We start from the raw sequence: 3,794 nt of genomic DNA, 5'->3' as shown, positions 1-3,794 counted from the left end.
AGTTCCAGAAACGGCACTTCGACGACCGACTGGGCTGGCACGAGACCACCGTCCCTCGACGAACCGTTCGCGACGAGCTCATCACTCAGCTCACGCAGTCGCCCTCGACGTCGGCGGAGCGATCAGGTGAAGGAGCAACCAGCGAGCCAGACACCTTCGTCGTGAAGCCAGTTCGAGAGCTCCGAACGCCGTAGCGGTTAGGCTTAACCAACATTCCGAACCGATACCGACACCGTGTTGGTTAACTCTGGGGCTGGATCCACTCCCTCGCCCCCACCCACCGCCCGACTCCTCGAGTGAGTGCATCCTGGCGGCCGGGCGACTCGAACGGCGGTCGCGACGGGTTTTATCCGGGCACTGTTCGTCGAGAGCGAGTATGGTCGTCGTCGAGGAGGTCACCAAACTGAGCGAGCGCCGTACCCAAACCTCGTCCGAGGTGTTTCCGGATGATTCGTTGACGTCGATTCGGGAAGCCGTCGAGGCCGTCCCATCAAGCGTCTTCGACGGCTCGACGAAGCACACAGAGGTCGGCGGCTTCGATGCCGCGATCGCCGACAAGCTCTCGCAGTACGAGTACGAAGGGGACGCCGCCGGCGGCTATAACCCGAACTGCAAGCTCTGGTCGCATCAGGGGTTTAACTACAGCGTCGATCTCTACGACGCCGACGCCCGTATCGCCATCGAGGTCGAGAAGAGCGAGCGGAAGAATGTCAGCGACGACCTCCTCAAGTTCCAGAAAGGGTACCGCACCCAGAAGGACGGCCGGCCAAAGATCGAGTTCGGCTGTCTGGTGGTACCAGTAAACTACCTGGGTCGGCATAACCTGTACCAGCACAGTCTGACCAAGCTCGACTTCATGAAGGGCGTCCTGTTCATCGACGACGTCGCCGTCATCGGCTATCGAGACCCGCGACCGGACTGATACTGTCGGCCCTGACTGTTTATCGGCGCCAGGAGGCGTGCAGCGCGCAATAGCGTGCGCTGCGTGACTCACCATGCCTGGTCCCGATCCGCACGACGACACGAGTCGCGACTACGAACGGTTCGAGAAAGAACAGCTCGCCCAGGACCGCGACGCCACCGACGTCGACACGGCGGACGTCGACGACACGACGGCCCAACGCCTGGTCAGCGACCTCGTCGACGCGGACGTCGTCACTCCGGTTCCCGAAGACCAAGTTCTGGTTCACGAACCGAGCGGCGCCGCGTTCGACTCATCGACGCAGCTGGCCGTCTTCCACCGTGGCTGGACGGCTGGCCGCGACGCCGACTGGGAGGGCGAGTGATGCAGCAGACGATCACTGGCTGTGCGTTCTGTGAGGCCCCGCCTGGTACCGAGACTGGCGAGGCCCATACCTGGGGGCAGGACGAGCGGGTCACCCACCCGATCTGTGTCGACTGTGCGATTCAGACGCGGCTGGATCCCGACGAGCGCGATCACGTCGCCTGTGACGGCTGTGGGCTGGTCGTCGATACGCTCGCGGCACTCACGCGGTTCCGGGTGGAACTCGGGCATCTGGAAGGCCCGTTGCAGCTGTGCGCCCGCTGTAGTCCGGGTGGGCTCGCGACGTACTGGACGCGAGACCTCGAGGAGCATCTCGTCGCGGCGCCGGCGGAGTGACCCCAACACTCTTTACTGATTCGCTGTAAACTGTAATCAAGAAGGAATCGTGTCACGCACCTCAAACCGCGCCGACGGCGACATCGTCCAGGACTTCCTCTCGGTCGCGGACCTCCTCGAGGAGCCACAGCTCGCCCAGCTGTACGCGTACCTTGCTCGGGAGGGCGAGGCAACCGTCCAGGACGTGATGGACGACCTCGAGCTCGCCCAGGGGACCGCCTACAGCTACGTCAACCGGCTCGTCGACGCCGGCTTCGCCGACGTCACCGACGACGAGCAGCCGCGCCGGTACGCTGCTCGGGAGATCGACCTGACCGTGACGACGGCTGCCGGCGACCGCGAGTACACGATCACGCCGGCGCTGATCGACGCCGTCGGCCGCCGCGAGACGGACGCCGACATCGACACCTACATCGACCGCCACGGCGTCGCCGGCCTCGCGACCGCGCTCACCTACGCCGTCGCCCGTGAACGCGGCGAGGTGACCCACCGGCTGATGGCTGAGGATCTGGACATCTCGCCGCTGGCTGCGGAGATGATCTTGCAGGCGCTCCGGCCCGTCGTCCACGAACACTACGACATCGAGGAGGGAGGGGCAGGACTCGACGAGTTGGACGTCGGCGACGCGGCTGACGACGCGTGAGCCGGCTCCACATCGCCGACACCGGCCTGTTCGTCGCGATGGGACAGCCGTCGAACAGCCGGTACAAGGCTGTTCGGCGATTCGCTCGCCGGAACGACGTCACCTTCGTCCTGCCCGAACGGGTGTACGAGGAGCTGACCGTCGACGAGTCCGACGTCGAGGCTCCACCCATCGACACCGCGATCGACGAGGGCTGGGCGACGGTTGCGCCACCGTTGGAGTTCTCCGAGTCGGTCGTCTCGCGGGTGATGGATGGCGTCCAGCGGTACATCGCGAACGCCGACGACCGACCCGCCGACGAGGTCGAACGCGCCGACGCCGCCCTCGCCGCCCTAGCTGCCCAGCACCTCAGTGCGGGGACGGCGACCGAGGTGTACATCTACACGACCGACATCGCGGCCGGCGAGGGAGCCGAAACCGTACTCGCGAGTGAGGGGTACGGTGACTCGGTGACGTTCGTGAACGGGTTCCGGTTCATCGAGGACCTGGTCGCCGGCGACAGCTGACGCTATTCGGGGTCGAGGTCACGAGCGTCGAGGTCGCCGGCGAGATACTGCTCTCCCGTTCGCGTGATATCGTAGACGCCGTTGCCGAGGTGGACGAGGAGGCCGTATTCGACCAGCGTCTTGCAGCGGGCATTGATGTGTTGACGGGAGAAGCGAACCCGGTCACTGTCCGCCATTTCTTTTGGGGTATCGGGGCCGGCTTCAGCAAGATGCTCTAGAATGCGGTCATCGGCACGAGACATCCAGTCGGCGTCAAAGCGCATAATCGCTTCTGGTTGCGCCGACACTATCCCGAACGCGCTAAGTCAAGTAGCAAATCGGTGCGCTCCTGTAGTTGACTCTTAACCTTTTACAAGCCTGCAACTCTTAGCCCCGAGCGTTCAGATGCACTCTTCTCCATCGGACAGTTCGGATGATTCTAGGGACCTCCTCGTGGAGATCATCGAGACACTGGAGACGTGTGGACTCGAGGACGATTCCTACCAGCTCCACGATTACGTTGACCCCGATGCGCTCGAACAGGTGATCGCCTCCGCCGATGAGAACATCACCGTTCAGTTTACTGTCGATGAGATCCCGCTCGAAGTATCACCGGACGGTGTGGACGTCATCGTCGAGGACGAGTCCCAGTCCGTCGGCGAATAACGACGTGCGGGTCCGAGATAGGGATCGTTCCTGAAAGCCCTCGACCGCTCGACGTCCCGCGACCACCGCTGCGCGCCTCGTCCCTGCGGTGCTTGCGGGGTCGGGGGACGGCCGAGACGGTCTCGCCCTTTCTGAGTCCGCCAGGTCGGTAGCTGACGCACCGAGCGACGTGGCCAGCTCGACAGATGTGTACGTACCGGCCCGCCCCGCTCGCCGCTGCCGCCCTCCGCGTCGCTCGCGACCGACCATTCCGGGCGTGCGGGCGCTCTCCGCACCGCCCGCGCCCGTTCCGGGCTAAAGTGCATGTGCCCTCGGCGCCAGCGGGTAAGCGTGGGGGGTTGCGCGGCGTGGCTGCTCACCCCCCACGCTTACTCCGCTG

7 protein-coding genes and 1 pseudogene are annotated in these 3,794 nt (G+C 64.7%); 7 read left to right on the top strand and 1 reads right to left on the bottom strand.

All coding sequences use genetic code 11. The annotated features are described in order from the left end of the window. From ACFR9S_RS06710 to ACFR9S_RS06685, 6 genes and pseudogenes are all read left to right on the top strand, one after another. Positions 1-194, top strand: a pseudogene (locus ACFR9S_RS06710) (hypothetical protein); the annotation flags it as partial. Positions 195-376: 182 nt separating this feature from the next. After that, positions 377-922 (top strand): hypothetical protein, encoded by a 546-nt coding sequence (locus ACFR9S_RS06705; RefSeq protein ID WP_379730344.1) that lies wholly within the window; start codon positions 377-379, stop codon positions 920-922. 73 nt (positions 923-995) lie between these two features. Continuing rightward, positions 996-1,286, top strand: coding sequence for a hypothetical protein (locus ACFR9S_RS06700; RefSeq protein ID WP_379730345.1), 291 nt, complete (start codon positions 996-998; stop codon positions 1,284-1,286). Beyond that, a complete protein-coding gene (locus ACFR9S_RS06695) occupies positions 1,286-1,621 on the top strand; it encodes a DUF7558 family protein (protein WP_379730346.1) in 336 nt (111 codons plus the stop codon). Before ACFR9S_RS06700 ends, ACFR9S_RS06695 begins: the two co-directional genes overlap by 1 nt. 49 nt (positions 1,622-1,670) lie before the next feature. Next, on the top strand, positions 1,671-2,264 hold the full coding sequence (locus tag ACFR9S_RS06690; protein ID WP_379818312.1) for a DUF7437 domain-containing protein: 594 nt from the start codon (positions 1,671-1,673) through the stop codon (positions 2,262-2,264). Next, entirely contained in the window at positions 2,261-2,770 is a 510-nt protein-coding gene (locus ACFR9S_RS06685) for a hypothetical protein (RefSeq protein WP_379730347.1), read from the top strand. The genes ACFR9S_RS06690 and ACFR9S_RS06685 overlap by 4 nt, the downstream gene beginning before the upstream one ends. Positions 2,771-2,772: 2 nt before the next feature. Here ACFR9S_RS06685 and ACFR9S_RS06680 read toward each other — a convergent pair whose 3' ends face one another. Next, positions 2,773-3,033, bottom strand: a complete 261-nt coding sequence (locus ACFR9S_RS06680) for a MarR family transcriptional regulator (RefSeq protein WP_191452461.1) — start codon at positions 3,031-3,033, stop codon at positions 2,773-2,775. Between the two features lie 121 nt (positions 3,034-3,154). On the opposite strand from ACFR9S_RS06680, the gene ACFR9S_RS06675 reads away from it, so the two are divergent. After that, complete coding sequence (locus tag ACFR9S_RS06675) at positions 3,155-3,415, top strand: HalOD1 output domain-containing protein (protein ID WP_015299328.1); 261 nt, start codon at positions 3,155-3,157, stop codon at positions 3,413-3,415. The last annotated feature ends 379 nt before the right edge of the window (positions 3,416-3,794 follow it).

The organism is Halolamina salina (genome assembly GCF_042678005.1).
Lineage (GTDB): Archaea > Halobacteriota > Halobacteria > Halobacteriales > Haloferacaceae > Halolamina > Halolamina salina.
Note: the sequence above shows the minus strand (reverse complement) of the source record. Positions and strands in the feature narration are given on the sequence as shown.